Annotated in this window: 34 protein-coding genes and 2 pseudogenes; 30 read left to right on the top strand and 6 right to left on the bottom strand. The window is 44.8% G+C overall.

What is annotated here, in order from left to right; translation table 11 throughout:
* A partial coding sequence (locus tag NI466_RS08680; protein WP_253173350.1) for a hypothetical protein occupies positions 1-268 on the top strand: 268 nt, incomplete at its 5' end.
* Between the two features lie 44 nt (positions 269-312).
* Here NI466_RS08680 and plsB read toward each other — a convergent pair.
* Positions 313-2,880 carry a glycerol-3-phosphate 1-O-acyltransferase PlsB gene (plsB, locus tag NI466_RS08685; protein ID WP_253173351.1) on the bottom strand — a complete coding sequence of 856 codons (2,568 nt, stop codon included), beginning with the start codon at positions 2,878-2,880 and terminating at the stop codon, positions 313-315.
* Between the two features lie 283 nt (positions 2,881-3,163).
* Here plsB and NI466_RS08690 point away from each other — a divergent pair, with 283 nt between their 5' ends.
* Positions 3,164-4,036: an acyl-CoA thioesterase gene (locus NI466_RS08690; protein ID WP_253102189.1), complete on the top strand. Its 873-nt coding sequence runs from the start codon at positions 3,164-3,166 to the stop codon at positions 4,034-4,036.
* Between the two features lie 173 nt (positions 4,037-4,209).
* Complete coding sequence (locus NI466_RS08695) at positions 4,210-5,457, top strand: dicarboxylate/amino acid:cation symporter (RefSeq protein WP_253102191.1); 1,248 nt, start codon at positions 4,210-4,212, stop codon at positions 5,455-5,457.
* Positions 5,458-5,732: 275 nt separating this feature from the next.
* On the opposite strand, the pseudogene yihA reads toward NI466_RS08695, so the two are convergent.
* The 5 genes and pseudogenes from yihA to NI466_RS08720 all read right to left on the bottom strand — a co-directional run.
* Positions 5,733-6,509 (bottom strand): annotated as a pseudogene (yihA, locus tag NI466_RS08700) (ribosome biogenesis GTP-binding protein YihA/YsxC); the annotation flags it as partial.
* Positions 6,510-6,614: 105 nt separating this feature from the next.
* Positions 6,615-7,055 carry an RrF2 family transcriptional regulator gene (locus NI466_RS08705; protein WP_004732285.1) on the bottom strand — a complete coding sequence of 147 codons (441 nt, stop codon included), beginning with the start codon at positions 7,053-7,055 and terminating at the stop codon, positions 6,615-6,617.
* A 97-nt stretch (positions 7,056-7,152) separates the two neighbouring features.
* On the bottom strand, positions 7,153-7,914 hold the full coding sequence (locus tag NI466_RS08710; protein WP_004281516.1) for a globin domain-containing protein: 762 nt from the start codon (positions 7,912-7,914) through the stop codon (positions 7,153-7,155).
* Positions 7,915-8,067: 153 nt separating this feature from the next.
* Entirely contained in the window at positions 8,068-9,618 is a 1,551-nt protein-coding gene (locus NI466_RS08715; protein WP_253102193.1) for a helicase HerA-like domain-containing protein, read from the bottom strand.
* An 18-nt stretch (positions 9,619-9,636) separates the two neighbouring features.
* Positions 9,637-10,839, bottom strand: a complete 1,203-nt coding sequence (locus NI466_RS08720; protein WP_253173352.1) for a PLP-dependent transferase — start codon at positions 10,837-10,839, stop codon at positions 9,637-9,639.
* Between the two features lie 163 nt (positions 10,840-11,002).
* Between NI466_RS08720 and NI466_RS08725 the strand changes: the two genes are divergently transcribed.
* The 27 genes and pseudogenes from NI466_RS08725 to rpsD all read left to right on the top strand — a co-directional run bounded on the left by NI466_RS08725 (position 11,003) and on the right by rpsD (position 24,155).
* Positions 11,003-11,737, top strand: a complete 735-nt coding sequence (locus NI466_RS08725) for a type 1 glutamine amidotransferase (protein WP_005108602.1) — start codon at positions 11,003-11,005, stop codon at positions 11,735-11,737.
* Between the two features lie 272 nt (positions 11,738-12,009).
* Positions 12,010-12,321, top strand: coding sequence for a 30S ribosomal protein S10 (rpsJ, locus tag NI466_RS08730; protein WP_000070912.1), 312 nt, complete (start codon positions 12,010-12,012; stop codon positions 12,319-12,321).
* Positions 12,322-12,381: 60 nt separating this feature from the next.
* Entirely contained in the window at positions 12,382-13,020 is a 639-nt protein-coding gene (gene rplC / locus NI466_RS08735; protein ID WP_004645054.1) for a 50S ribosomal protein L3, read from the top strand.
* An 11-nt stretch (positions 13,021-13,031) separates the two neighbouring features.
* Complete coding sequence (gene rplD, locus NI466_RS08740) at positions 13,032-13,634, top strand: 50S ribosomal protein L4 (protein WP_004281511.1); 603 nt, start codon at positions 13,032-13,034, stop codon at positions 13,632-13,634.
* Positions 13,631-13,951, top strand: coding sequence for a 50S ribosomal protein L23 (gene rplW / locus NI466_RS08745; RefSeq protein WP_004281510.1), 321 nt, complete (start codon positions 13,631-13,633; stop codon positions 13,949-13,951). Before rplD ends, rplW begins: the two co-directional genes overlap by 4 nt.
* A gap of 11 nt (positions 13,952-13,962) precedes the next feature.
* Positions 13,963-14,787, top strand: coding sequence for a 50S ribosomal protein L2 (gene rplB, locus NI466_RS08750; RefSeq protein WP_004281509.1), 825 nt, complete (start codon positions 13,963-13,965; stop codon positions 14,785-14,787).
* A gap of 19 nt (positions 14,788-14,806) precedes the next feature.
* A complete protein-coding gene (gene rpsS, locus NI466_RS08755) occupies positions 14,807-15,082 on the top strand; it encodes a 30S ribosomal protein S19 (RefSeq protein ID WP_004281508.1) in 276 nt (91 codons plus the stop codon).
* 11 nt (positions 15,083-15,093) lie between these two features.
* Entirely contained in the window at positions 15,094-15,423 is a 330-nt protein-coding gene (gene rplV, locus NI466_RS08760; RefSeq protein WP_001982638.1) for a 50S ribosomal protein L22, read from the top strand.
* A gap of 1 nt (position 15,424) precedes the next feature.
* Positions 15,425-16,241 (top strand): annotated as a pseudogene (gene rpsC / locus NI466_RS08765) (30S ribosomal protein S3).
* The gene (gene rplP, locus NI466_RS08770) at positions 16,181-16,594 is read left to right on the top strand and encodes a 50S ribosomal protein L16 (protein ID WP_004281506.1); all 414 of its coding nucleotides are present in this window, start codon (positions 16,181-16,183) and stop codon (positions 16,592-16,594) included. Before rpsC ends, rplP begins: the two are co-directional and overlap by 61 nt.
* A complete protein-coding gene (gene rpmC, locus NI466_RS08775) occupies positions 16,594-16,791 on the top strand; it encodes a 50S ribosomal protein L29 (RefSeq protein WP_004281505.1) in 198 nt (65 codons plus the stop codon). The genes rplP and rpmC overlap by 1 nt, the downstream gene beginning before the upstream one ends.
* The gene (gene rpsQ, locus NI466_RS08780) at positions 16,788-17,045 is read left to right on the top strand and encodes a 30S ribosomal protein S17 (protein ID WP_004281504.1); all 258 of its coding nucleotides are present in this window, start codon (positions 16,788-16,790) and stop codon (positions 17,043-17,045) included. Before rpmC ends, rpsQ begins: the two co-directional genes overlap by 4 nt.
* A gap of 91 nt (positions 17,046-17,136) precedes the next feature.
* Positions 17,137-17,505, top strand: a complete 369-nt coding sequence (gene rplN / locus NI466_RS08785) for a 50S ribosomal protein L14 (protein WP_004281503.1) — start codon at positions 17,137-17,139, stop codon at positions 17,503-17,505.
* A gap of 9 nt (positions 17,506-17,514) precedes the next feature.
* Positions 17,515-17,832, top strand: a complete 318-nt coding sequence (gene rplX, locus NI466_RS08790) for a 50S ribosomal protein L24 (RefSeq protein WP_004281502.1) — start codon at positions 17,515-17,517, stop codon at positions 17,830-17,832.
* 16 nt (positions 17,833-17,848) lie between these two features.
* On the top strand, positions 17,849-18,385 hold the full coding sequence (rplE, locus tag NI466_RS08795) for a 50S ribosomal protein L5 (RefSeq protein WP_004645057.1): 537 nt from the start codon (positions 17,849-17,851) through the stop codon (positions 18,383-18,385).
* Positions 18,386-18,394: 9 nt separating this feature from the next.
* On the top strand, positions 18,395-18,700 hold the full coding sequence (gene rpsN / locus NI466_RS08800) for a 30S ribosomal protein S14 (RefSeq protein WP_004732275.1): 306 nt from the start codon (positions 18,395-18,397) through the stop codon (positions 18,698-18,700).
* Positions 18,701-18,712: 12 nt separating this feature from the next.
* Positions 18,713-19,108 (top strand): 30S ribosomal protein S8, encoded by a 396-nt coding sequence (gene rpsH / locus NI466_RS08805; RefSeq protein ID WP_004281499.1) that lies wholly within the window; start codon positions 18,713-18,715, stop codon positions 19,106-19,108.
* A 13-nt stretch (positions 19,109-19,121) separates the two neighbouring features.
* Entirely contained in the window at positions 19,122-19,655 is a 534-nt protein-coding gene (gene rplF, locus NI466_RS08810; RefSeq protein WP_004645059.1) for a 50S ribosomal protein L6, read from the top strand.
* A 14-nt stretch (positions 19,656-19,669) separates the two neighbouring features.
* The gene (gene rplR, locus NI466_RS08815; RefSeq protein ID WP_004281497.1) at positions 19,670-20,020 is read left to right on the top strand and encodes a 50S ribosomal protein L18; all 351 of its coding nucleotides are present in this window, start codon (positions 19,670-19,672) and stop codon (positions 20,018-20,020) included.
* A 2-nt stretch (positions 20,021-20,022) separates the two neighbouring features.
* Positions 20,023-20,520: a 30S ribosomal protein S5 gene (rpsE, locus tag NI466_RS08820; RefSeq protein ID WP_004281496.1), complete on the top strand. Its 498-nt coding sequence runs from the start codon at positions 20,023-20,025 to the stop codon at positions 20,518-20,520.
* 6 nt (positions 20,521-20,526) lie between these two features.
* On the top strand, positions 20,527-20,703 hold the full coding sequence (gene rpmD, locus NI466_RS08825; RefSeq protein WP_004281495.1) for a 50S ribosomal protein L30: 177 nt from the start codon (positions 20,527-20,529) through the stop codon (positions 20,701-20,703).
* Positions 20,704-20,706: 3 nt separating this feature from the next.
* Positions 20,707-21,147 (top strand): 50S ribosomal protein L15, encoded by a 441-nt coding sequence (rplO, locus tag NI466_RS08830; protein WP_004281494.1) that lies wholly within the window; start codon positions 20,707-20,709, stop codon positions 21,145-21,147.
* Positions 21,148-21,192: 45 nt separating this feature from the next.
* A complete protein-coding gene (gene secY / locus NI466_RS08835; RefSeq protein ID WP_171054339.1) occupies positions 21,193-22,512 on the top strand; it encodes a preprotein translocase subunit SecY in 1,320 nt (439 codons plus the stop codon).
* A gap of 19 nt (positions 22,513-22,531) precedes the next feature.
* Positions 22,532-22,648: a 50S ribosomal protein L36 gene (rpmJ, locus tag NI466_RS08840; RefSeq protein ID WP_000867907.1), complete on the top strand. Its 117-nt coding sequence runs from the start codon at positions 22,532-22,534 to the stop codon at positions 22,646-22,648.
* Between the two features lie 105 nt (positions 22,649-22,753).
* A complete protein-coding gene (rpsM, locus tag NI466_RS08845; protein ID WP_004281492.1) occupies positions 22,754-23,110 on the top strand; it encodes a 30S ribosomal protein S13 in 357 nt (118 codons plus the stop codon).
* 19 nt (positions 23,111-23,129) lie between these two features.
* On the top strand, positions 23,130-23,516 hold the full coding sequence (gene rpsK, locus NI466_RS08850; protein WP_004281491.1) for a 30S ribosomal protein S11: 387 nt from the start codon (positions 23,130-23,132) through the stop codon (positions 23,514-23,516).
* A gap of 12 nt (positions 23,517-23,528) precedes the next feature.
* Positions 23,529-24,155, top strand: coding sequence for a 30S ribosomal protein S4 (rpsD, locus tag NI466_RS08855; protein ID WP_004281490.1), 627 nt, complete (start codon positions 23,529-23,531; stop codon positions 24,153-24,155).
* Positions 24,156-24,161: the final 6 nt, after the last annotated feature.

The following is a 24,161-nucleotide window of genomic DNA, read 5'->3' on the forward strand; positions in this document are numbered from 1 at the left end:
AATCCTGGTCGTTAAAGTGTTTGTTTGCACTCATATTTTAACTGTTAGGACTCAGGTTTTTTTATTTAAAGCAAACTATGGGACAGCAGTGGGAATCCCCCTCCTTTTCAAAGGAGGGGTTAGGGGAGGATTTTATTTAAAAGACCTCTCCCTATCCTCACTTGCACTTCGTTTTAAAAGCCGTGCTTTAAAACTCGCTCAGGAGAGGGAATACTCATATTTAAATAATGGCATTAGCTTTCCAATTTTCACTTCTTATAAATTCTAAAATAAAAAGAGAGGCCTTAGCCTCTCTTTTTATTTAATTTAAACTTACTTCTTTTTCCGCTTCGCGCGTTTCTTGGCTTGTTCAGCCGCAACTGCATCCAAAGCTTCTTTCAGTTCTTCATCCGTAAAGTCGGTGATGTGGTGCAACATCTGCAACTTCACTTCATCCAATACCAAATCTGCATATTGAGCCACATTGGTTAGCTGCTCATCAAAGACAATCGCATTGTCTTCATTGGTACACAGATAACCTTTTTGGGTTAAGACTTTAATAAAGCTCTGGAATAGGGCTTTGTCGAAGAACTCAGGTGAGTTGAACTCATATAGCACAGACAGGCGCTGTCCCACCAGATAACTCAGCTCTTCGACCTGACGGGTCGAAATATTGCCAGAACCACGCTGGGTAATCAGTGCCAAAGTCATGTAGTAACGTTCCAGACTTTGGGTTACTGGTGCAGCTAGAACTTCAAGCTGATGATGTGCTTCTGTATTTGGTGCAGGTGCAATCAGGTTTTCACCATCTTGTGTAATCAGTTTTGAGGCAATTAAGCTGTCAATATGCGCATTCACCTGATCCTGAATCTCATCTTCATGCCATTTTAAAAACAGTTCAGCTTTGAGGAATGGGTACAGGGTACTGCTGATATTCACGACATCATGACGACGAATGGTACCGTTATGTTCAACTAGGGCTGCAATCAAAGATGGCAGCACAAAAGTGTGCACAATATTATTACGGAAATACGTCAGCAGAACTGCCTGATTATCTTCAATCGCAATAATATCTCCCAGCACATGTTTTACCCGTTTGATCAGTTTCAGCTTCATCGCATAGGCAATAATTTCTTTGCCTGAAAGCGGTGTAACTTCCATCCGTTCATCATAAGGTAATGCCGCCAGCAGGGTGCGATAAGTATCCAGCTGCTTGATACAGATTTCTTCATCCAGCGTATGTTTCGGTGTCGCCAGCAGGATCAACGATAATAGCGATACCGGATTGATCACCACTGCACGGTTGATATTTTCCAGAATCGCTTGCGCAGAGCTGTTTACTGCATCAGAAACTGCTTGTGGAATTGGATCATCGTTCTTTTCAATTTTAATATTTTCTGCGCCATGTTGTTTCAGGATGTCATCCAGAAATACCGGCTCACCAAAATTCAGATGCACTTTACCGAAAATGCGTTCAATTTTGCGCAGGGTTTTGACAATACCAAAAATAGATTCGGCTTCTTTCGGCTTGCCGCTCATCTCACCGACATAAGTGCCGCCTTCCATCAGGCGTTCATAACCGATATAGGTCGGTACAAAGACAATTGGTTTGGCCTTGCCGCGTAAATGACCATGCACGGTCATCGCCAGCATCCCAGTTTTAGGTGGTAGCAAACGACCAGTACGTGAACGACCACCTTCGATAAAGTATTCCAGTGGGGTATTGCGTGACAGAACGCTATATAAATATTCTTTAAAGACTGTGGTATAGAGCGCATTGCCACGGAAAGTACGGCGGATAAAGAAGGCACCGCCACCACGTAAAATCTGCCCCACAAAAGGCATATTCAGGTTATCGCCCGCAGCGATATACGGCACCATCAAGCCACGACGATAGATCACATAAGACAATAACAAATAGTCGATGTGACTGCGGTGACATGGGGTATAGACAATTTCATAATCCTTGGCCAATTCACGCACGGTACTGAAATTATGGACTTCTACGCCGTCATAAAGCTGGGTCCATAAACGGGTCAGGGCTTTATCGGCAAAACGTACAGTCGAATGAGAATAATCGGAAACAATTTCGTTCAGATAACTAATGGCACGACGTTCAGATTCCAGCATCGAGATTTTACTGCGAATACTGTCATTGCGAATCGCAGCCTGTACATCTGGCGATTTGATGAGACTGTGCATGACATTGCGACGGTCAGACAGATCCGGTCCAAGAATCACTTCGCGCTGACCATCCAGATAATCATTTAAAGTGCTGACAATATAAGTCGCCGGCGCTGAATTTGGATGCGTTTCTTTGGCATAGTCAATCATGGCACGTAACGACTGTGGCTCATGAAACTCTAAATAAGACTGACGACCATGCAGGCCGATATTGACCAGTTGCTTGACCCGGCTTGGTGTAGACCAGGTATCGGTAAACAGCAGTTTAAACCAGGAATCTTCTTTTTCCGGTTCGCGTCCCCAAAGCACGGTCACCGGTACCAGTTCGACATCCAGCTCAGGATGTTGCTCCAGGATTTCAATCAAGCGTAACAGGCGCGGTGGAAACGCATGTGGCGGTGAACTCAGCAGGTTGTTTTCATCATGATGTTGCAGAAACAGTACTGATGCTTTTTCTTTGTTGTTGCCGATCTGCATTGGATCAAGGGCAGCCGGTAATTTTAAACGGCGCGTTTCTGCATCGACCACCAGTGCATTACTGCGCGAATGGTTCTGTAAAACGTAGCAGACCAGCTTTCGCGAGTCTGTTGCAGTCTGATCAGATTCAGGCGCTGTCACTTCACTTGGTACTTCCCCAAGAACATGAGGGGTAACCACAAGATCAAGTAACTTACTTGAAAGCTTGCGATACATTTGACCAAAGCCATTCTTGGACATAGCTGCTCCTAATTTTACTGACCAAAACCACAGGACTTCTGAGGGGGATTTATTTTGCGGGTTTCTAAAGCGAAACCATATATCTTTTTTTAACAACTTCAACAGAAGTGCTTCAATTTTAGCGTGAAAGCAGGTGCTTTTCCTAGTCACTTATGACATCAGTATGACAGAACAGTCATGCAAACTTTAGAGTTTCGTTCTGATTTTGTGGCAGAATATTCCAGATCAATTATTTAAATCCTTTTTTCCATTTTGGATATCTCCAATATTACGTAGGTTGCTTATGAATGCCTTAACACAGGAACTGGTCGAGCTGCTCAGCTTAGAAAAGTTAGAAGAAAACATTTTCCGGGGAATCAGCCGTAATCTGGTAGGCAAGCGCGTATTTGGCGGTCAGGTTTTGGGGCAGGCACTCCGCGCAGCCTCTTATACTACAGACCGTCCGGCGCATTCATTACATGCCTATTTCCTGTTTGGTGGTGATGTCAATGCACCCATTATTTATGAAGTAGAACGGATCCGTGACGGTAAAAGCTTTATCAGTCGCCAGGTTCGTGCAATTCAGCATGGCCGGACTATTTTCATGTGTATGGTGTCTTTTGCAGAGCCGGAAGAAGGTTTGAATTATCAGATTTCAGGGCCTGAATATCCGCCAGCAGAAAGCCTGAAAAATGAAGCAGAACTGATCAAACAAATGATCGAGTTTATTCCGGAAAATGTCCGTGCGTCTTTCACCCGTGATCGTCATGTGGAAATTCGCCCGGTCAATCCGCAAAATCCATTCCAGCCTCAACCTGAAGCACCGTCTTATGCGCACTATATCCGTACGCATGACCGTATTGCTGCAGAAGTTGATCAGATCTCTTTGCATCAGGCCATTGCTGCTTTCTATTCCGACTTTACCTTGATGACCACGGCGCTTCGTCCACATGGTCTGAGCTATATCTCGCCAAGTTTACAATGTGCCAGTATTGACCATGCCATGTACTTCCATAAACCGTTCCGTGCGGATGAGTGGATGCTTTACGATATGGATGCTACCCAAAGCGCCAGTTCGCGCGGCCTGAATTTTGGCCGGATGTGGCAGAACGGTGAGCTGGTCTGCAGTACCTCTCAGGAAGGCCTGATCCGCTTACGTGAAATCGAAACGCAATAATTTTTTCTTGTTTAAAAAGCCGAATCTCAGATTCGGTTTTTTTGTTTTTAAGCCGGGTGAAAAAGGCCATTTGATATCATGTCCTCACGCCGCGTTTATAAAATATTACTCGATTCTGTAGACACTGCATGGCATAGTGCGGCTTAAGATCAATATTAAAAATGCATGAAAAGATGAGCTTAAATACGCAAATTTTAATTGCCGCCGTATTGGGGGTGCTGTTTGGATTTCTATTGACGATATTTCCGCAGACCTCATTTTTTGATGTCAGCTTATATGGCATCGGTATCGTCAGCAGCATTTTTATTGGCTTGTTAAAAATGCTGTTAGTGCCGCTGATTTTTAGCTCGATCGTGGTCGGCGTATCCAATCTGCAGGCGGGTGGGCAGCTAAGCCGCACCTGGAAAATCACCCTGATGTGCTGTGTGACCACCACCACCTTGGCGCTCATTTTAGGTCTGGCGTGTGCGCATTTGTTTGATGTCGGTAAGGGTGTTGATGTGCTGATGTTCCAGGATGCCATGGCGCAACATCAAACGCCAGATACCCTGACACCTTCATCTTTCTTTACCAATTTTATTCAGAATACCCTGATCAATCCGTTTAAAGCTTTTGCCGATGGCAATGTCTTGGCGGTGGTAGTCTTTGCGCTATTTGTTGGTGTAGCACTGGTCGCAGGGGGAGATAAATTCCGTACTGTACGCAAGCTGAGTCACCAGTTTTTCGAGATCATGATGTTAATGATTGGCTGGGTGATGAAACTGGCACCACTTGGTATTTTTGCCTTATTGGCCAAATTAATTGCCACTGAAGATGTTTCGGTTCTCAGTCGTCTGGCGGAATTTGCTGCGGTGGTTACCGGCACGACGATTTTTCATGGCATCGTGGTCTTGCCTTTATTGCTATGGGTTTTCGGCAAGATGGATCCGGTCACGTTCTTTAAAGGCACACGAGCTGCTCTGATTACTGCCTTTGCTACCAGTTCCAGTTCGGCCACCATGCCCTTGTCAATGAAATGCGCACAGGAAAATTTAGGAGTACGTCCACATACCGCAGGCTTTGTGATTCCACTTGGTACACAGTTGAATATGGATGGCACAGCACTGTATGAAGCGGCAGCAGCATTATTTATTGCCAATTTAATGGGACTGGATCTGAGTCTGGGGCAGCAACTGGTGGTCTGCGCGACTGCGATGATTGCATCCTTAGGTGCACCGGGGATTCCGAGTGCCGGTATGGTGACTATGATTATGGTCTTGCAATCGGTAGGTTTGCCTGCCGAGGCAATTGCCATTCTGTTGCCGATCGACCGTTTACTGGATACCGTACGTACAGTGGTGAATGTTCAGGGAGATATGATGATCAGCGTGGTGGTGGACCGGCATACGCGTGAACCCGATCTTCAAGCTACAGATAGCTAAAACATTTAAAAAAATAAAAAAGCAGGTATTTGACCTGCTTTTTTATTTGTACGTTGAGTTTTAATAAATCAAGAATGATCACAGATCATTTAGGTGATATGGTCTTAATCCGCTGAACGCTTATTCTGATTTAGCTCATCTGCCGCTTTAAGCTCGGATTGATCCTGCTCAAGCAATTCCAGCGGTTCTTCAGCTTCATTTAAATCATGAGTCGATACTTCAGCATGCTCAGAATCAGCTTCACTAAGCTCGAGCTCTTCAAGCGGTTCATCAGATTCATTCAAATCATGCGCTGATGCTTCCGGAATGCTGTCCAGATCATATTCAGATGCTTGATCTAAGGTAAAGTTCAAACGGCCACCCATGACGCTGGCCAGTTCTTCTAAACCTTGTTTGTTCATGGAGGAAAACAGTTGAATCGAGAAATCCAGCTTCATCTTTTTCAATGCCGCTTTGACTTCCTGCAAGGCTTTGGATGCAGGACCACGGTTTAGTTTGTCAGATTTGGTCAATAACACATGCACGAACAACTGGCGGGAATAAGCCCATTCCAGCATCATTACATCAAAGTGTTGCAGGGGATGACGGATATCCATCAACAATACCAGGCCTTGCAAGCTTTGACGGTGAATCAGGTAATTTTCCAGTTCTTTTTGCCAGACCAGTTTCATTTTTTCAGGCACAGCCGCATAACCATAACCGGGTAAGTCGACCAGACGCTGATCCGGATTACCCAGGCTGAAAAAGTTGATCATCTGGGTACGGCCAGGTTTTTTCGATGCACGTGCCAACTGTTTCTGGTTGGTCAGGGCATTAATCGCACTAGACTTACCCGCATTCGAGCGGCCGGCAAAAGCAATTTCATAGCCTGTATCTTCTACACAAAGACTGAGTTTGGGTGCACTCATTAAAAATTCGGCTTTGCGTAGCCAGTTGAGTGCGCGCACAGAATATTCAGTAATGGCAGAATCAACTTTTTTCTCGTAGCTGATCTTTTGCTTAGGCGCATGGGCTGTCTTACTGTTTTTGGATTTTCCTCTGCTGTGGTGCATAACTCAACTTCAATAAATGATCTACAATGAAACATTATAAAGGAAGTCGCACAGGCAAGCGAACTTTGCCGCAAGAATAAGTCACAAGACCTGACCCGGAAGACTTTAAAGATTAATCAGGCCGATCGGAGAATTTGTACTGAAACGCGCATTTCGTGGCCTAATCACATCTTTAAGCACATATTGGTCCAGACTGCTATAAAACTGTTCCACCGCATCATCTAAAATACCTTTTAAACCACAGGTCGGACGTAATACGCAGGGTGGGCTATTGCATTCCACTACATTGCTGTCGCGTTGCAGGATCCGCACAATCTGTCCCAGCTGGAGGTTCAGGCTGGCCGGATTTAAACGTATGCCGCCACCTTTACCACGTGTGGTAATCAGCCACTCCTGTTTCGCCATAAAATGCACGATTTTCATGGCATGATTTTGTGAAACCTGTAATCGCTCGGCAAGTTCTGCAATGGTATAGGGGAGATCACGTGGCTGTGCGACATACATCAGAATCCGAAGCGCATAGTCAGTGAATTTATTGAGTTGCATAACGTCAACAGCTAGAAAATGAAAGAATTGAATGTTAAAAGCTCCACGAATGGAGCTTTTAATCAGAATCTGATGCTAGTCTAAACCGTTTTTGCAATTAAAGCTTGAGCGGGGCAGACACTTCAACTACATCACCAACTTTGTAGTGGTCGATCAGTGTCTGTGCAACCGAGAATGCGGTTGGATTTTCTTCCGCTTTCACAGTAATTTGATATTGCTCGTTTTGAGCCTGATCAAAGCTAAACTGTTGTGGTTGACGAATGTGCTGTTCAGGCACCTGTACACGTACTGAAATATGTTCACCGGCTTCAGCACTTGCAATCGCTGCACCATCTTTAGCTTTAAGTGTAAAGATTTTACCTGCGTCGGTATCATTGACTGCTGCTACTTCAAATTCGCGCCAGCCCGCCCAGCCACCATTTTCAGAAGCTAGGGTGGCATATTTAGATTTTTCCACACCAATCAAAATATCTGCCAGTTGCATATACGCTTCTTTCCAGGCTGCAATCAGGTCTGAGTCCATGGGTACATCTAAAACTTCGCTGATCGAGTGCAACAGATTCTCACCGACAATCGCATATTGATCCGGTTGAATATCCAGGCTGACATGTTTAGTGGTAATGCGTTCGATGGCTTTGGCCAAAACGCCCGGATTGGTAATGTTTTCGGCATAGGCAAGTACTGCGGCAGCCAAGGCACGTGGTTGACGGCCAGTACTTTGATGATCCATGTTGAAGGTGTTTTTCAACTCTGGATGGTTTTTCAGCATGCGGTTATAGAAATACGTGGTAAGTGCTACGCCGTTTTCACGTAAAACAGGAACAGTCGCTTGTACAAGTTCAATATGTTGTGGAGTCATGAGAGCCGTCTACAGGTGTTTTTTAAAAGATGTATTTAAATTACATCTTTTAAAATGGCTTTACAATAGCGCATAGTCATAAAACCATAAAAAAATTACGGGATATAAAAATATCCCATAAAAAGTGTGATGATGATCGGAAAAGGAGGGGGATTATTTGCGGCCAAACAGCGAACCCAGTAAGCCGCGCACAATTTTCTGCCCAGTACTCCCGCCCAGGCTACGGGCAGCACTTTTGGCAAAGGTGCCGACAATATCCTGAGTCAGTTTTTCTCGTTGCTTGGCTGCGCGTTCAGCTTCTTTTTGCTGTTCTCGTGCCAGACGTTCCTGTTCTTTAATTTGCTGCTTGGCAAGAGCTTCCTGTTCCTTGCTTTGCTGTTTGGCAAGTTCGGCGGCCTGAGCCTGTTGCTGGCGTTCTGCGACCTTGTTTTGCAGCATTTCATGGGCGCTATCCCGATCGACTGGCTGCTCATAAATACCGGCGACAATACTTTGCTGCATGAGAGCCTTGCGTTCTTCAAGCGAGATCGGTGTAAAGGATGAATGCGGCGGCATGACCCAGCCACGCTCTACTATTTGCGGAATGCCTTTTTCATCCAGGCAGCTAATTAGGGCTTCACCGACAGCAAGTTCGGTAATCACCTGATCGACTTTAAATTCAGGATTGGCTCGGAAAGTCTCTGCTGCGGTTTTCACTGCTTTTTGATCTTTGGGAGTGAAAGCCCGCAAAGCATGTTGAACCCGATTGCCGAGCTGGCCTAAGACACTTTCAGGTAAGTCCAACGGATTTTGCGTGACAAAATAAATTCCCACGCCTTTAGAGCGAATCAGGCGCACCACCTGCTCAATTTTATCCTGTAGGGCAGGGCTGGCATTATCAAACAAGAGATGGGCTTCATCAAAGAAAAACACCAGTTTAGGTTTGTCCAGATCGCCGACTTCGGGAAGCTGTTCAAACAGCTCGGAGAGCATCCAGAGCAAGAACGTGGCATATAGCTTAGGCGTATTCATCAGCTTGTCAGCCGCCAACAAATTGATATTGCCACGGCCCTGACTGTCCGTTTGTAAAAAGTCCATCAGATCCAGCGCCGGCTCGCCAAAAAACTGGTCACCGCCTTGGTCAGCCAGAGCTAACAAATTACGTTGAATCGCACCGAGACTGGCGGGTGAAAGATTGCCATATTCAGCTTTAAACTCAGCCGCATGCTCAGAGACATAACTCAGCATGGCTTTCAGGTCTTTAAAGTCGATTAGCAATAAACCCTGATCATCGGCAATCCGAAACACGGCAGATAAAACGCCTTCCTGGGTGTCATTCAGATTCAGTATTTGCGCCAGCAGCAGCGGGCCAATTTCAGAAATGGTAGTGCGAATCGGATGACCCTGTTCGCCAAATAAATCCCAAAACACCACTGGTGAGGCTGCAAAAGGAATGGACTCGATATTGAGACTTTTAATCCGTTCATCAAACTTGGGGCTGCTTTCACCTGCTTTGGCCAGGCTGGACACATCGCCTTTGGCATCGGCGAGGAATACAGGTACACCAATTCGAGAAAAGCTCTCCGCCAATACTTTTAAAGTCACAGTCTTTCCGGTACCAGTGGCACCTGCAATCAAGCCATGTCGATTGGCAAGTTGGGAATGCAGCACAATATCCTGTGTGGTATCCGCAGTTTTTTTAGCAATAACAATTGGTCTACCCATAGCTTTTCCTGTTATTTATTATTCGTTTTTAAGTTTTTTCATTTGTTCTAGTGCATGCTGAATATCTTGAATCAAATCTTCCGGATATTCCAGTCCAATACAGAAACGAACCAGCAAGCCGTCTTTTAAGTGTGAATGTTCCAGCACACGCATGTCTTTTAAGTTATATAGCATGACCAGACTGACAGGGCCACCCCAACTAAAGCCTAGCTTAAACAGTTTTAAACTATCACAGAAATTCCGGATATCCTGCATTACGTATGTGCTGTCAAAGATCACGCTGACCAGGCCGGCACTATCACCTTGCTTGCAAATTTCTTTCCAGTACTGATGGCCTGCGCTATCCGGATCAGCAGGATGCAGAACCTGTACAAAATCGGTTTGCTGTTTAAGCCATTCCAGTAAGGTCAGCGCACTGCTGGATTGATGTTGATATCGCAGTTGCATAGAAGCCAGACTGCGTTGTACCTGTGCCACATCATCACCAGAAACACTAATGCCCTGAATGGCATGTGCACGGAACAGTTTGTGATGCAGAACCTTATCTCGCGTAACCACTGAGCCCATCAGGATATCACCACCGCCGCTTGGATATTTGGTCAGTGCATGTACCGTCATATCTACACTTAAATGCTCTTCACTAAAATCAAAGGCATCAAAAGCCAGACCTGCGCCCCAGGTATTATCCAGCGCAGTAAGAATATTGTGTGCCTGAGCTTTTTTCACTAAACCAGCCAGATCCGGAAATTCCAAGGTGACTGAGCCAGCAGCCTCGAGCCAGATCAGTTTGGCTTTATCTGTAGGCTGAAATGTATCAAGCTCTATGGGATTGTAGACCTTAACCGTAATTCCATAACGCTTTTCCATATTGCGTAAATGCTCCATGTTTGGACCATAGATATTGTCAGCCACCCAAACCTCATCGCCCTGGCTTAAAAAGCAAGAATTCACGAGATTAATCGCGGATAAACCACTCGGTGCGAGCAGGTGATATAAACCACCTTCGAGTTGTGCGATGTTATCGCCCAGCGTAAAGGTCGTAGGCGTGCCATGCGTGCCATAACTATAATCATAGTCATCGGTCCAATGGCGATTAAACAGGGCATCGGTATTGTTAAAGATAATGGTCGATGCACGATAGAGGGGAGGTTGAATGGTGGAAATCGCTTGAGGAGCCTTTCGTGGTGCATGAATCAGGCGAGTTTGAGAGTCTTGTTTCACGTGAATGCGCTCAAATGTAATCAAATATTACTCTAGCTTAAGAGAATCTGTGACTCACTGCCAGTTACGTTGTGAATTGTTTAAAAACAACAAGTCTTATAAAAAGTTGGCTTCATTTTTGCAAAACCTAAATCTATATAGCTAAAAAAATAGGTTGAGGAGCATGAAGTCGCATTTAAAAGTGCATTATTTTCAGCATATTGCTGGTGAAGGTTTTGGTAGTTGTTATGAATTTTTAAAGCAGCATCAGGCGCACATTACCGCGACTGAATTTTTTGCTTTACCCGTGGATCGGCCGCTGGAGATCGAGGCGCTGCCTGCAGTGGAAGAGGTGGATTTGCTGATCATTATGGGGGGAACCATGAGTGTGAATGATGAAGCAAATTTCCCTTGGTTAAAAATAGAAAAACGCTGGTTGCGTCGCTATCTTTCGCATGGTAAACCGGCAATTGGCCTGTGTCTGGGTGGGCAGTTGATTGCAAATGCTTTGGGTGCAGGTGTTAGTCGCAATCCAGAACAAGAATTGGGGTGGACCACGGTGCACAGAGTGGCGAATCTACCAGAGACGTGTTTTAGCCTGCCGGAGCAGTTTAATATTCTGCAATGGCACAATGAAACATTTGAATTGCCCAAAGGTGCAGTCCATCTGGCAGAAAATGAAGCCTGTCGTAATCAGATGTACCAGTTGGGCAGAAATGTATTGGGCTTCCAGTTTCATCCTGAAATCACGCCGGAAACCCTGGCATTGTTTTTGGAAAATGAAGAAGAGCTTGCGCAATTTTCAGGAAAATATGTGCAAAATTTATTTGAATTAAAAAAAACCACGAAGCAAAAATTTATTGAAGGAAATCAGATGTTAAATCGTGCTATAGAATATGTTTTGGCAAAAACTGCCTAATATTTAAACAATAAACTATTGTTTTAAGTCATAAATTGAAAACTTGGATAAAACAATAAAAGAGATTTGCTTATGCATTAAACAATGGCTATAATAAGCGACCCTTCAATAGGAAGGGGGTTAACTGCGAATAAAGTAGTTAACTATCGTTACAGTCGTGGCATCGATCATGACCTTAGTGATATTTCACTGCTCTTGACACTTGCCCATATAAAGTGGGGTGAGATGCGTCAAGAGTGATTCTTTATATATTTGGCTTGGAGTTTACTGGTATGTCTAACCAGAGAATTCGTATCCGTCTTAAGTCTTTTGATCATCGCCTGATTGATCAATCAGCTCAAGAAATCGTAGAAACCGCAAAACGTACTGGCGCACAAGTGTGTGGTCCAATTCCAATGCCAACACGCATTGAACGTTTTAACGTTTTAACATCACCACACGTAAACAAAGACGCGCGTGACCAGTACGAAATCCGTACTTACAAGCGTTTGATCGACATCGTTCAACCTACAGACAAAACTGTAGATGCATTGATGAAGTTAGATCTTGCAGCTGGTGTTGATGTTCAGATCGCATTGGGTTAAGGCTTTCGGGTTAATTAACACTCTAAGTTAATTAGGCCGCTTTTTTAGAGGTTTATGCACATGGCTATTGGTTTAGTCGGTCGCAAGTGCGGTATGACACGTATCTTTACAGATGCTGGTGTTTCTGTGCCTGTTACAGTGATTGAGGTTGATCCTAACCGCATCACTCAAATCAAAACGCTTGAAACTGATGGTTATCAAGCGATTCAAATCACTACTGGTGAACGTCGCGAATCTCGCGTAACTAACGCTCAGAAAGGCCACTTCGCGAAAGCGGGTGTTGCAGCTGGTCGTCTAGTTCAAGAATTCCGTGCTACAGAAGCTGATCTTGAAGGTCGTGAAGTTGGTGGTACTCTTACCGTTGAATTGTTCCAAGTTGGTCAAGTTGTTGACGTAACTGGTCAATCTAAAGGTAAAGGTTTCCAAGGTGGTGTTAAGCGTTGGAACTTCCGTACGCAAGATGCAACTCACGGTAACTCAGTTTCTCACCGTGTTTTAGGTTCTACTGGTCAAAACCAGACTCCTGGTCGCGTATTCAAAGGCAAAAAAATGGCTGGCCATTTAGGTGCTGAACGCGTAACTACACAGGGTCTTGAGATCGTTGCTATCGACACAGAACGTTCAGTTCTAGTTGTTAAAGGCGCGGTTCCTGGTGCTACTGGTGGCGACGTAATCGTTCGTCCTACGATCAAGGCCTGAGGGGAAATAACGTGAATTTAAATACTGTTTCCGGCTCTGCTGTTGAATTATCAGAAGTTGCGTTCGGTCGTGAATTTAATGAAGCTCTTGTTCACCAAGTGGTTACAGCTTATTTAGCTGGTGGCCGTCAAGGTTCAAAAGCTCAGAAATCACGTGCAGACGTTTCTGGTGGTGGTCGCAAGCCATTCCGTCAAAAAGGTACTGGCCGCGCTCGTGCTGGTTCTATTCGTAGCCCAATCTGGGTTGGCGGTGGTAAAACTTTTGCTGCTCGTCCACAAGACTGGTCTCAAAAAGTAAACCGTAAAATGTACCGCGGTGCTATGCAATGCATCCTAGCTGAACTTGTTCGTCAAGATCGCCTAGTTTTAGTTGAAGAGTTTGCTGTTGCGGCTCCAAAAACTAAAGAATTGCTTGCAAAACTTAACGACTTGAATGCGACTCGCGCATTGATCGTTACTGATGCTGTTGATGAGAACCTGTATCTTGCTGCGCGCAACATTCCACACGTTGATGTGGTTGATGCTGCTGCAATCGATCCGGTTAGCTTGATTGCGTTCGACAAAGTTGTTATGTCTGTAGCTGCTGCTAAGAAAATTGAGGTAGAACTCGGATGAACAACGAACGTATCTATCAAGTCCTGCAAGGACCTGTATTCTCAGAAAAAGCACAAGTTTTAGGTGAAACTGCTGGTGTTCAAGTGTTTAAAGTTGCATTAAATGCAAACAAGCTTGAAATCAAAAAAGCAGTGGAACAACTCTTTGGTGTGGAAGTTGTTAAAGTTAACACGACTATCACTAAAGGTAAGTCTAAACGCTTTGGTAAAACATTAGGACGTCGTTCTGATGTTAAAAAAGCATACGTCACCCTGAAAGCTGGCCAAGATGTTGAAATGGCTGACTTGGGCGATACCGCTGAAAGCACAGCGGAATAAGGACGAGAATTATGCCTATTCAAAAATGTAAGCCAACGTCTCCAGGACGTCGCTTTGTAGAGAAAGTGGTTCACGATCACCTTCACAAAGGCGCACCATACTCTCCGTTGGTTGAAGCTAAAAAACGTACTGGCGGCCGTAATAACAACGGTCACATCACGACTCGTCACGTTGGTGGCGGTCACAAGCAGCACTACCGTCTAGTTGACTTTAAACGTAACAAAGATGGTATTCCTGCAACTGTAGAGCGTATCGAATACGATCCTAACCGTACTGCACACATTGCACTTGTATTGTATGCTGACGGTGAGCGTCGTTATATCATCGCTCCTAAAGGCCTTCGCGCTGGCGATAAAGTACAGTCTGGTAACGATGCTCCAATTCGTCCAGGTAACTGCTTGCCGCTTCGCAACATGCCTATCGGTTCTACTCTTCACAACATCGAACTTAAAATCGGTAAAGGCGCGCAGTTAGCTCGTTCAGCTGGTACTTCAGTTCAGCTGTTGGGTCGTGACGGTTCTTACGCTATCGTTCGTCTGCGTTCAGGCGAGATGCGTAAAATTCACGTTGAATGCCGTGCTGTGTTAGGTGAAGTATCTAACTCAGAAAGCAACCTTCGTTCACTAGGTAAAGCTGGTGCATCACGCTGGCGTGGTGTTCGTCCTACCGTTCGTGGTATGGCGATGAACCCAGTTGACCATCCACATGGTGGTGGTGAAGGGCGTAACAAAGGTATTCAACCTGTAAGCCCATGGGGTCAAAAAGCTAAAGGGTACAAGACACGTACCAATAAGCGTACGACTAAGATGATTATTCGCGACCGTCGCGTTAAGTAACAAGTAAAGGAATCTGACAATGCCTCGTTCTCTGAAAAAAGGCCCATTCGTCGATGCGCACTTGTTCGCTAAGGTTGAAGCGGCTATCGCGGCTAATAACCGTAAGCCGATCAAAACTTGGTCGCGTCGTTCGATGATCCTCCCGGATTTTGTTGGTTTAACAATTTCTGTACACAATGGCCGTAACCACGTTCCTGTGATCGTTTCTGAGCACATGGTTGGTCACAAGCTTGGTGAATTTGCACCAACTCGTACCTATCGCGGTCACGGTGTTGACAAGAAATCTAAACGTTAATGGGTGCTATGATGGAAGTAACTGCTAAATTACGCGGTGCCGCTATCTCGGCACAAAAAGCTCGTTTGGTTGCAGATCTTATCCGCGGCAAATCTGTTGCGCACGCTCTTAACATCCTTAACTTCAGCAACAAAAAAGCTGCAGTTCTAGTTAAGAAAGCGTTGGAATCTGCGATTGCAAATGCTGAACACAATAACAGTTTAGATGTAGACGATCTTAAAGTTTCTACGATCTACGTTGATGAAGGCATGAGCCTGAAACGTATTATGCCACGTGCTAAAGGCCGTGCAGATCGTATTACTAAGCGTACTTGTCACATCACCGTTAAGGTAGGGGTTTGATATGGGTCAGAAGGTTCATCCAATCGGTATCCGCCTAGGTGTTGTGAAACGTCATAACGCTAACTGGTATGCGAATCCGAAACAATACGCTGAATACTTGCTTAAAGATCTTCAAGTTCGTGAGTTTTTGATCAAAAAACTTAAAAACGCGATGATCAGCAACATTCTTATCGAACGCCCTACAGGCGCTGCTAAAGTAACTATTAGCACTGCTCGTCCAGGTATCGTAATCGGTAAAAAAGGCGAAGATATTGAGAAACTACAACGCGAATTGACATCTATCATGGGTGTTCCTGCGCAAGTAAGTATCAATGAAATTGATCGTCCAGACTTAGACGCGCGTCTAGTTGCTGAAGCTATCGCTTCTCAATTAGAAAAACGTGTAATGTTCCGTCGTGCTATGAAGCGTGCGGTACAAAACACAATGCGTGCTGGTGCTAAAGGTATCAAAGTAGAAGTTTCAGGCCGTTTAGGTGGTGCTGAGATTGCTCGTACTGAGTGGTATCGTGAAGGTCGTGTACCTCTACATACGCTTCGTGCAGATATCGACTATGCGACTATGCGTGCTGAGACTACTTACGGTACGATCGGTGTTAAAGTTTGGATCTTCCGTGGTGAGATCTTGGGCGGCATGAAACAAGTCATGAACCCAGCTCCAGCTGAAGAGCGTCCAGCTAAACGCGGTCGTGGTCGTGGTGAAGGTCAAGAGCGTCGTGGTCGTCGCAATGATCGTTCTGCTGAAAAAGGAGAATAATCCATGTTGCAACCTAAGCGTACTAAATTCCGTAAAGTGCAGAAAGGCCGTAACACTGGTCTAGCGCACCGCGGTAGCACAGTATCTTTCGGTACTATTGCACTTAAATCAGTTGAACGTGGTCAAATGACTGCGCGTCAAATTGAAGCAGCGCGTCGTACAATTAGCCGTCGTATTAAGCGTGGTGGTAAGATCTTTATCCGTGTATTCCCGGACAAGCCGATTACTTCTAAGCCTCTTGAAGTGCGTATGGGTAAAGGTAAAGGTTCTGTGGAATATTGGGTTTGCCAAATCAAACCAGGTAAAGTCTTGTACGAAATTGATGGTGTTAACGAAGAATTGGCTCGCGAAGCGTTTACGCTTGCAGCAGCTAAGCTTCCGTTTAAAACCGCTATCGTGACTCGGACGGTAATGTAATGAAAACTAAAGATCTACGTGAAAAGTCGGTAGAAGAGTTGACAGCTTTGCTTGATGAGCAACAGCTTAACCAATTCCGTCTTCGTATGGCGAAAGCAACTGGTCAATTGGGTAAATCGCATGAAGTTGCACTTACTCGTCAGACTATTGCTCGTATTAAGACCCTCCTTACCGAAAAACAGGGGAACGGACAATGAGTGATAAAACAGTCCGCACGTTAACTGGCAAAGTTGTAAGTGACAAGATGGATAAATCTATCGTTGTTCTTATTGAACGCCAAGTTCAACACCCGTTGTATGGCAAATTAATCCGCCGTTCAACAAAATTACATGCTCATGATGAGAACAACACAGCTAAAGCTGGTGATGTTGTAACCATTAAAGAAAGCCGCCCAATTTCTAAAACTAAGTCTTGGACTCTAGTTGAAGTTGTTGAAGCAGCTGCTGAGTAATTAACGTTCTTGTTGCATCATCGGTCAATTTCGAGTACTCTTTGAGCCTTTCGAAATTTCGACCGGTGTTGCTCGGTTTTGGAGTAGGGCAATGATTCAGACCGAAACTATGCTCGACGTAGCAGACAACAGTGGTGCACGCCGCGTACAATGTATTAAAGTACTTGGTGGCTCGCATCGTCGTTATGCTTCTGTTGGCGACATTATTAAAGTTACTGTAAAAGAAGCAATTCCACGCGCACGTGTTAAAAAAGGTGACGTGATGAATGCGGTTGTGGTTCGTACAAAATTCGGTATCCGTCGTGCAGACGGTTCAGTGATTCGTTTCGACGATAACGCTGCTGTTATTTTGAACAACAACAAAGCGCCGATTGCAACTCGTATTTTCGGACCAGTGACTCGTGAACTTCGTACTGAACAGTTCATGAAAATTATTTCATTGGCTCCTGAAGTTCTATAAGAGGCGATCATGGCTAAGATTAAAAAAGGCGATCAAGTAATTGTGATCGCAGGTAAAGAAAAAGGCAAACAGGGTACTGTTCTGTCTGTTTCTAATGACCGTGTTAAGGTTGAAGGCCTTAACTTGGTGAAGAAGCATCAGAAGCCGAACCGTGCTACAGGCGCTGAAGGTAGCGTTGTAACTCAGGAAGCTTCGCTTCATATTTCAAACGTGGCAGTTTTTAATGCTACAACCCAAAAGGCTGACCGTGTTGGTTACCAAGTGATTGATGGCGTGAAAACTCGCGTATTCAAATCAAATGGTGAATCAGTGGCGGTAGCGAAGTAATAGGTTGATATAGGCCATGGCCAGACTTAAAACACGTTACAACGACGAACTTAAAGCTCAATTACAAGAAGTATTGGGTGTTAAGAATGTGATGGAGATTCCTCGCATCACTAAAATCACGATCAACATGGGTGTTGGCGCAGCTGCTGCTGACAAAAAACTCCTTGATGGTGCTCTTTCAGATATGCAAGCTATCGCTGGTCAAAAACCAGTACTTACGTTAGCTCGTAAATCAATCGCTGGTTTTAAAATCCGTGATGGTTGGCCGATCGGTTGTAAAGTTACTTTACGCGGCGAACGTATGTACGAATTCTTGGACCGTTTGATCTCGATTGCGATCCCTCGTATCCGTGACTTCCGTGGTTTCTCTGCGAAATCATTCGACGGTCGTGGTAACTACTCAATGGGTCTTAAGGAGCAAATCATGTTCCCTGAAATCGATTTTGACAAGATTGATCGTATTCGTGGTATGGATATTACCATTACTACGACTGCTCGCACCGATGACGAAGGCCGTGCGCTTATGCGTGCATTCGGCTTCCCGTTCAAATAAGAGGTCGATATGGCTAAGAAAGGTATGATTAATCGCGAATTGAAACGCGAAGCTACTGTTGCTAAATACGCTGCAAAACGTGCTGAATTAAAAGCTGTTATTGCAAACGTAAATGCATCAGACGAAGAACGTTTCGAAGCGATGATGAAATTACAAGCATTACCACGTAATGCATCTCCAGTACGTCTACGTAACCGTTGTGGTTTAACTGGTCGTCCTCATGGTTACTTCCGTAAGTTCGGTTTAAGCCGTAACAAATTACGTGAAACAGTAATGCAAGGTGATGTACCTGGCGTTGTTAAGGCAAGCTGGTAAGGAGCACTATAGATGAGTATGCAAGATACCGTTGCCGACATGCTAACACGTGTTCGTAACGCACAAATGGCAAAGAAACAAACTGTTTCTATGCCTAATTCTAAGTTGAAGGTAGCAATTGCTAACTTACTTCAACAAGAAGGTTATATTTCAAACGTAGAAGTTGCGGATGCTGAAGGCAAACCAACTCTTACTTTGACTTTAAAGTATTTCGAAGGCAAACCAGTTATCGAAACTGTGAAGCGCGTAAGCCGTCCAGGTCTACGTCAGTATCGCGGTAAAGATGCACTTCCGAGCGTTAAGCAAGGTTTAGGTATTGCAATTGTTTCTACAAGCAAAGGCATCATGACTGATCGCGCTGCACGTGCTGCAGGCGTTGGTGGTGAAGTTATTGCTTTTGTTTCTTAATAGGTGATTCCTCATGTCTCGTGTGGCTAAAGCCCCAGTAACTGTACCTAACGGTGTAACAGTTACTCAGAACGGCCGGCAGGTCGAAGTGAAAGGCACTAAAGGTACATTGTCTTTCAACCTGCATGCGCTGGTCGAGCTTAAACAGGAAGACGGTATTCTAGCTATTGCTCCAGTACAAGAGTCGAAAGACGCTTGGATGCAAGCTGGTACTGCTCGCGCTGTGCTTAACAACCTTGTAAAAGGTGTTAGCGAAGGTTTCGAACGTAAGTTACAGCTTATCGGTGTTGGTTATAAAGCTGCGGTTAAAGGTGACGTTGTTCATCTTAACCTTGGTTTCTCTCACCCGATCGATTATGCACTTCCTGCAGGTGTAACTGCTGAAACTCCAACTGCAACTGAAATCATTCTTAAGTCTGCTGATAAAGCAGCTTTAGGACAGGTTGCTGCAGATATCCGTGGTTACCGTCCACCAGAGCCATATAAAGGCAAAGGTGTTCGTTATTCTGACGAAGTTGTACTTCGTAAAGAAGCTAAGAAGAAATAAGGCGCGAGGTTCTTATGAACGAAAAGAAACAATCCCGTTTGCGTCGTGCGAAAAGCACACGCTTGCACATCCGTGCATTGGGTGCGACTCGTTTGTGTGTAAACCGCACTCCGCGTCACATCTATGCTCAAGTTATCTCTGCAGATGGTGGCAAAGTATTAGCGCAAGCTTCTACTTTAGACGCTACTCTACGTGCGGGTACAACTGGTAACGTTGAAGCAGCTCAAAAAGTAGGTGCTTTAATCGCAGAACGCGCTAAAGCAGCTGGTGTTACTAAAGTTGCATTTGACCGTTCTGGTTTTAAATATCATGGTCGTATCAAAGCCTTGGCTGATGCTGCTCGTGAAAACGGCTTGGAGTTCTAATCATGGCTAAAGTTGAACAAAACGAAGGTCTTGTTGAAAAGCTGGTTGCCGTTGATCGTGTAGCCAAAGTTGTTAAGGGTGGTCGTATCTTCTCTTTCACAGCATTAACTGTTGTGGGTGATGGTAATGGTCGCGTAGGTTTTGGTCGTGGTAAAGCACGTGAAGTTCCAGCTGCTATCTCTAAAGCACTTGAAGCTGCTCGTCGCAATATGATTACTGTTGACCTTGTTGATGGTACGTTACAGCACCCAATTCATGCACGTCACGGCGCTAGCCGCGTATTCATGCAGCCTGCCTCTGAAGGTACAGGTGTAATTGCTGGTGGCGCTATGCGTGCAGTTCTAGAAGCTGTAGGCGTACGTAACGTGTTGACTAAATGCCGTGGTTCTACTAACGCTGCTAACGTAGTAAACGCAACTTTCAATGGTTTGCGTGATATGACTACTCCTGAAAAGGTTGCTGCGAAACGTGGTCTTTCAGTAGAACAAATTCAAGGGTAATCAATCATGAAAACGATTAAAGTTACCCAGACTAAATCTGCATCGCACCGCTTGAAAAATCACAAGCTTAGCCTGCAAGGTTTAGGTCTGCGTCGTATTGGTCATACTGTAGAAGTGTTAGACACACCTTCTAACCGTGGTATGATCAACCAAGTCTACTATATGGTTAGTGTAGAGGAATAAGCCATGACTCTGCGTTTAAATACAATTGCACCTGCAGAAGGTGCTAAACGTGATAACCTTCGTTTAGGCCGTGGTATCGGTTCTGGCGTTGGTAAGACCGGTGGCCGTGGTGTCAAAGGTCAAAACTCACGTAAGAGCGGTGGTACTCGTCCAGGTTTCGAAGGCGGTCAAACAGCACTTTACCGTCGTTTGCCTAAATTCGGCTTCACTAGCCAATTGGCTTTGAAAACTGCTGAAGTACGTTTATCTGAGCTTGCTAAAGTTGAAGGCGACATCGTGTCTCTTGAAACTTTAAAAGCTGCGAACGTTGTACGTAAAGACATGATCCGTGCTCGTATCGTACTTTCTGGTGAAATTACTCGTGCATTCACTGTTCAAGGTGTTGCATTGACTAAAGGCGCTAAAGCTGCTGTTGAAGCTGCTGGCGGCAAAGTCGAGGAGTAATCCCCAGTGTCTATGACTCCTAGTTCTTCAGGTCATGTCAACATGATGAAAGGCCAACCATTTCATGTGAAATACCGTGAAATTATTCGTCGAATGATGTTTCTCATTGGTGCGTTGTTGGTGTTTCGACTAGGAGCGCATATTCCAGTACCAGGCATCAATAATGCTGCGTTAGAAAACTTGTTTAATGCAAACCAAGGTACCATCCTTGGTTTGTTTAACATGTTTTCTGGTGGTGCATTAGAACGAATGTCTATTCTTGCTCTCGGGATCATGCCATACATCTCTGCGTCGATTATCGTGCAGTTGATGTCAACTGTGGTTCCTTCGCTGGAAGCTTTAAAGAAAGAAGGCGAGCAAGGCAAACGTAAAATTAATCAATACACACGACAAGGTACATTATTCTTAGCGCTGGTACAGGCGATAGGTATGTGTGCAGGCCTGATCAGTCAGGGGATTACCCTGAATACTGGTTTGGCTTTTTATGTTCCTGCAGTAACCTCACTGGTTGCGGGGACCATGTTCTTGATGTGGTTGGGTGAACAGATTACCGAGCGTGGGGTGGGAAATGGTATTTCCATGATCATCTTCGCGGGTATTGTTGCCGGATTGCCTAATCTGATTATGCAATCTTTCTCCTCTGTAGATAATGGCCAGACCAGCCTGATTGGCTTGGTAATTTTTGGTTTGTTATCTCTGGGTGTTTTGGCAGCGATCGTGTTTATTGAGAAAGCGCAGCGTCGTATTCCGGTAAACTATGCTCAAAAACAACAAGGTCGTCGTGTATTTACTGCACAGCAGACACATTTGCCATTAAAAATTAATATGGCGGGTGTGATTCCGGCAATTTTTGCCAGCTCATTACTTTTGTTCCCTGCGAGCTTAGGTCAGTGGGTGGGTAGTGCAGATCCAAATGCTGGATTTATTAAGCGTAGCCTGCAAGATGTCGCATTGGTATTGTCGCCTGGTCAGCCGTTGTATTTGGTGCTCTTTGGTGCGTTAATTATCTTTTTCTGTTACTTCTATACAGCACTGGTATTTAGTCCTAAAGAAGTGTCAGAGAACTTGAAACGCAGCGGAGCTTACGTGCCTGGTATACGTCCAGGTGAGCAAACTGCTCGTTACTTAGATCATATTCTCAATCGTTTGACCTTTATTGGCGCGATTTACATCGCAGTCATTTGTTTGATGCCGATGGTATTGCAAAGTTCATTTGGTATTCCATTCTATTTGGGTGGTACCTCTTTGCTGATTGTTGTGGTGGTAGTGATGGACTTTATGGCTCAGCTGCAATCACACCTCACTTCGCACCAATACGATAATCAAACGTTAATGAGAAAAACGACTGCTCATCCTAAGGGATAAGCGCACTTGAGGTTTCATCATGAAAGTACAAGCTTCTGTTAAGAAAATTTGTGGTAGCTGTAAAGTTATCCGTCGTAATGGGGTTATCCGCGTAATTTGTAGCGCAGAACCTCGTCATAAGCAGCGTCAAGGTTAATCTGATTAAGACCTGTTGATTTCTGTAGGCGAATTAGGTTATTATCCGCCCCTCAAGATTTTTGTGGGGCGGTTGATTATCTACTGCCTTTTTGGAGAAAATTGAATGGCTCGTATTGCCGGTGTAAACATTCCGGATAACAAGCACGCTGTTATCTCTCTAACGTATATCTTTGGTATTGGTCGCCATACTTCAAAAGCTATCTTAGCTGCTGCTGGTATTGCTCCAACTACTAAGATCCGTGAATTAGATGACGCTCAGCTTGATGCGATTCGTGCAGAAGTTGCTAAGGTTCCGACCGAAGGTGATTTACGTCGCGAAATTTCCATGAACATTAAACGTTTAATGGATTTAGGCTGCTACCGCGGTCTTCGTCATCGTCGCAGCTTGCCTGTCCGCGGTCAACGCACCAAAACTAACGCTCGTACCCGTAAAGGTCCGCGCAAACCTATTAAGAAATAAGATTTCTGGAAGCTAAAAGATGGCTAAAGATACTCGCGCACGCAAGAAGGTCACTCGTACCGTCTCTGAAGGTGTCGCACACATTCACGCTTCTTTTAATAACACCATTGTGACTATTACCGATCGTCAAGGTAATGCACTGGCTTGGGCCACTTCAGGTGGACAAGGCTTCCGTGGATCACGTAAATCAACTCCGTTCGCTGCTCAGGTAGCTGCTGAAGTTGCTGGTAAAGCTGCTTTAGACTACGGTTTGAAAAACTTGGACGTCCTTGTAAAAGGTCCTGGTCCTGGTCGTGAATCTGCGGTTCGTGCTTTAGGTGCAGTGGGTTATAAAATTAACAGCATTACCGATGTGACGCCAATCCCGCACAACGGTTGCCGTCCACCTAAAAAACGTCGCGTGTAAGGAGAAACATTCATGGCTCGTTATATTGGTCCAAAATGCAAACTCTCTCGTCGCGAAGGGACAGACCTGCAACTTAAATCAGGCGTTAAACCGTTTGATGTTAAGACAAAAAAACATGCGAAAGTTCCTGGCCAACACGGCGGGGCTCGTGGTGGTAAACAATCTGAGTACTCACTACAATTACGTGAAAAACAAAAAGTACGTCGCATGTACGGTGTTTTAGAGCGTCAATTTAGTAACTACTATAAAGAAGCTGCTCGTGTTAAAGGCGCAACTGGTGAAAACCTGTTGAAGCTACTTGAAAGCCGTCTTGATAACGTTGTTTATCGTATGGGTTTCGGTTCTACTCGTGCAGAAGCTCGTCAGTTAGTATCTCACCGTAGCATCACTTTGAATGGCCGTCGTGTTAACATTGCGTCTATCCAAGTTAAAGCGGGTGATGTGATCGCAGTTCACGAAGGCGCTAAACAACAATTACGTATCAAAAACGCAATTGAATTAGCTACTCAACGTGGCATGCCTTCTTGGATGGAAATTGACCATTCTAAATTAGAAGGTACGTTCAAAGCTGCACCGGATCGTTCTGATTTACCTGCTGAAATCAACGAAAGCTTGATTGTAGAATTGTATTCTAAATAATCCTTG

The organism is Acinetobacter lwoffii (assembly GCF_024129595.1).
Classification (GTDB): Bacteria; Pseudomonadota; Gammaproteobacteria; order Pseudomonadales; family Moraxellaceae; genus Acinetobacter; species Acinetobacter lwoffii_O.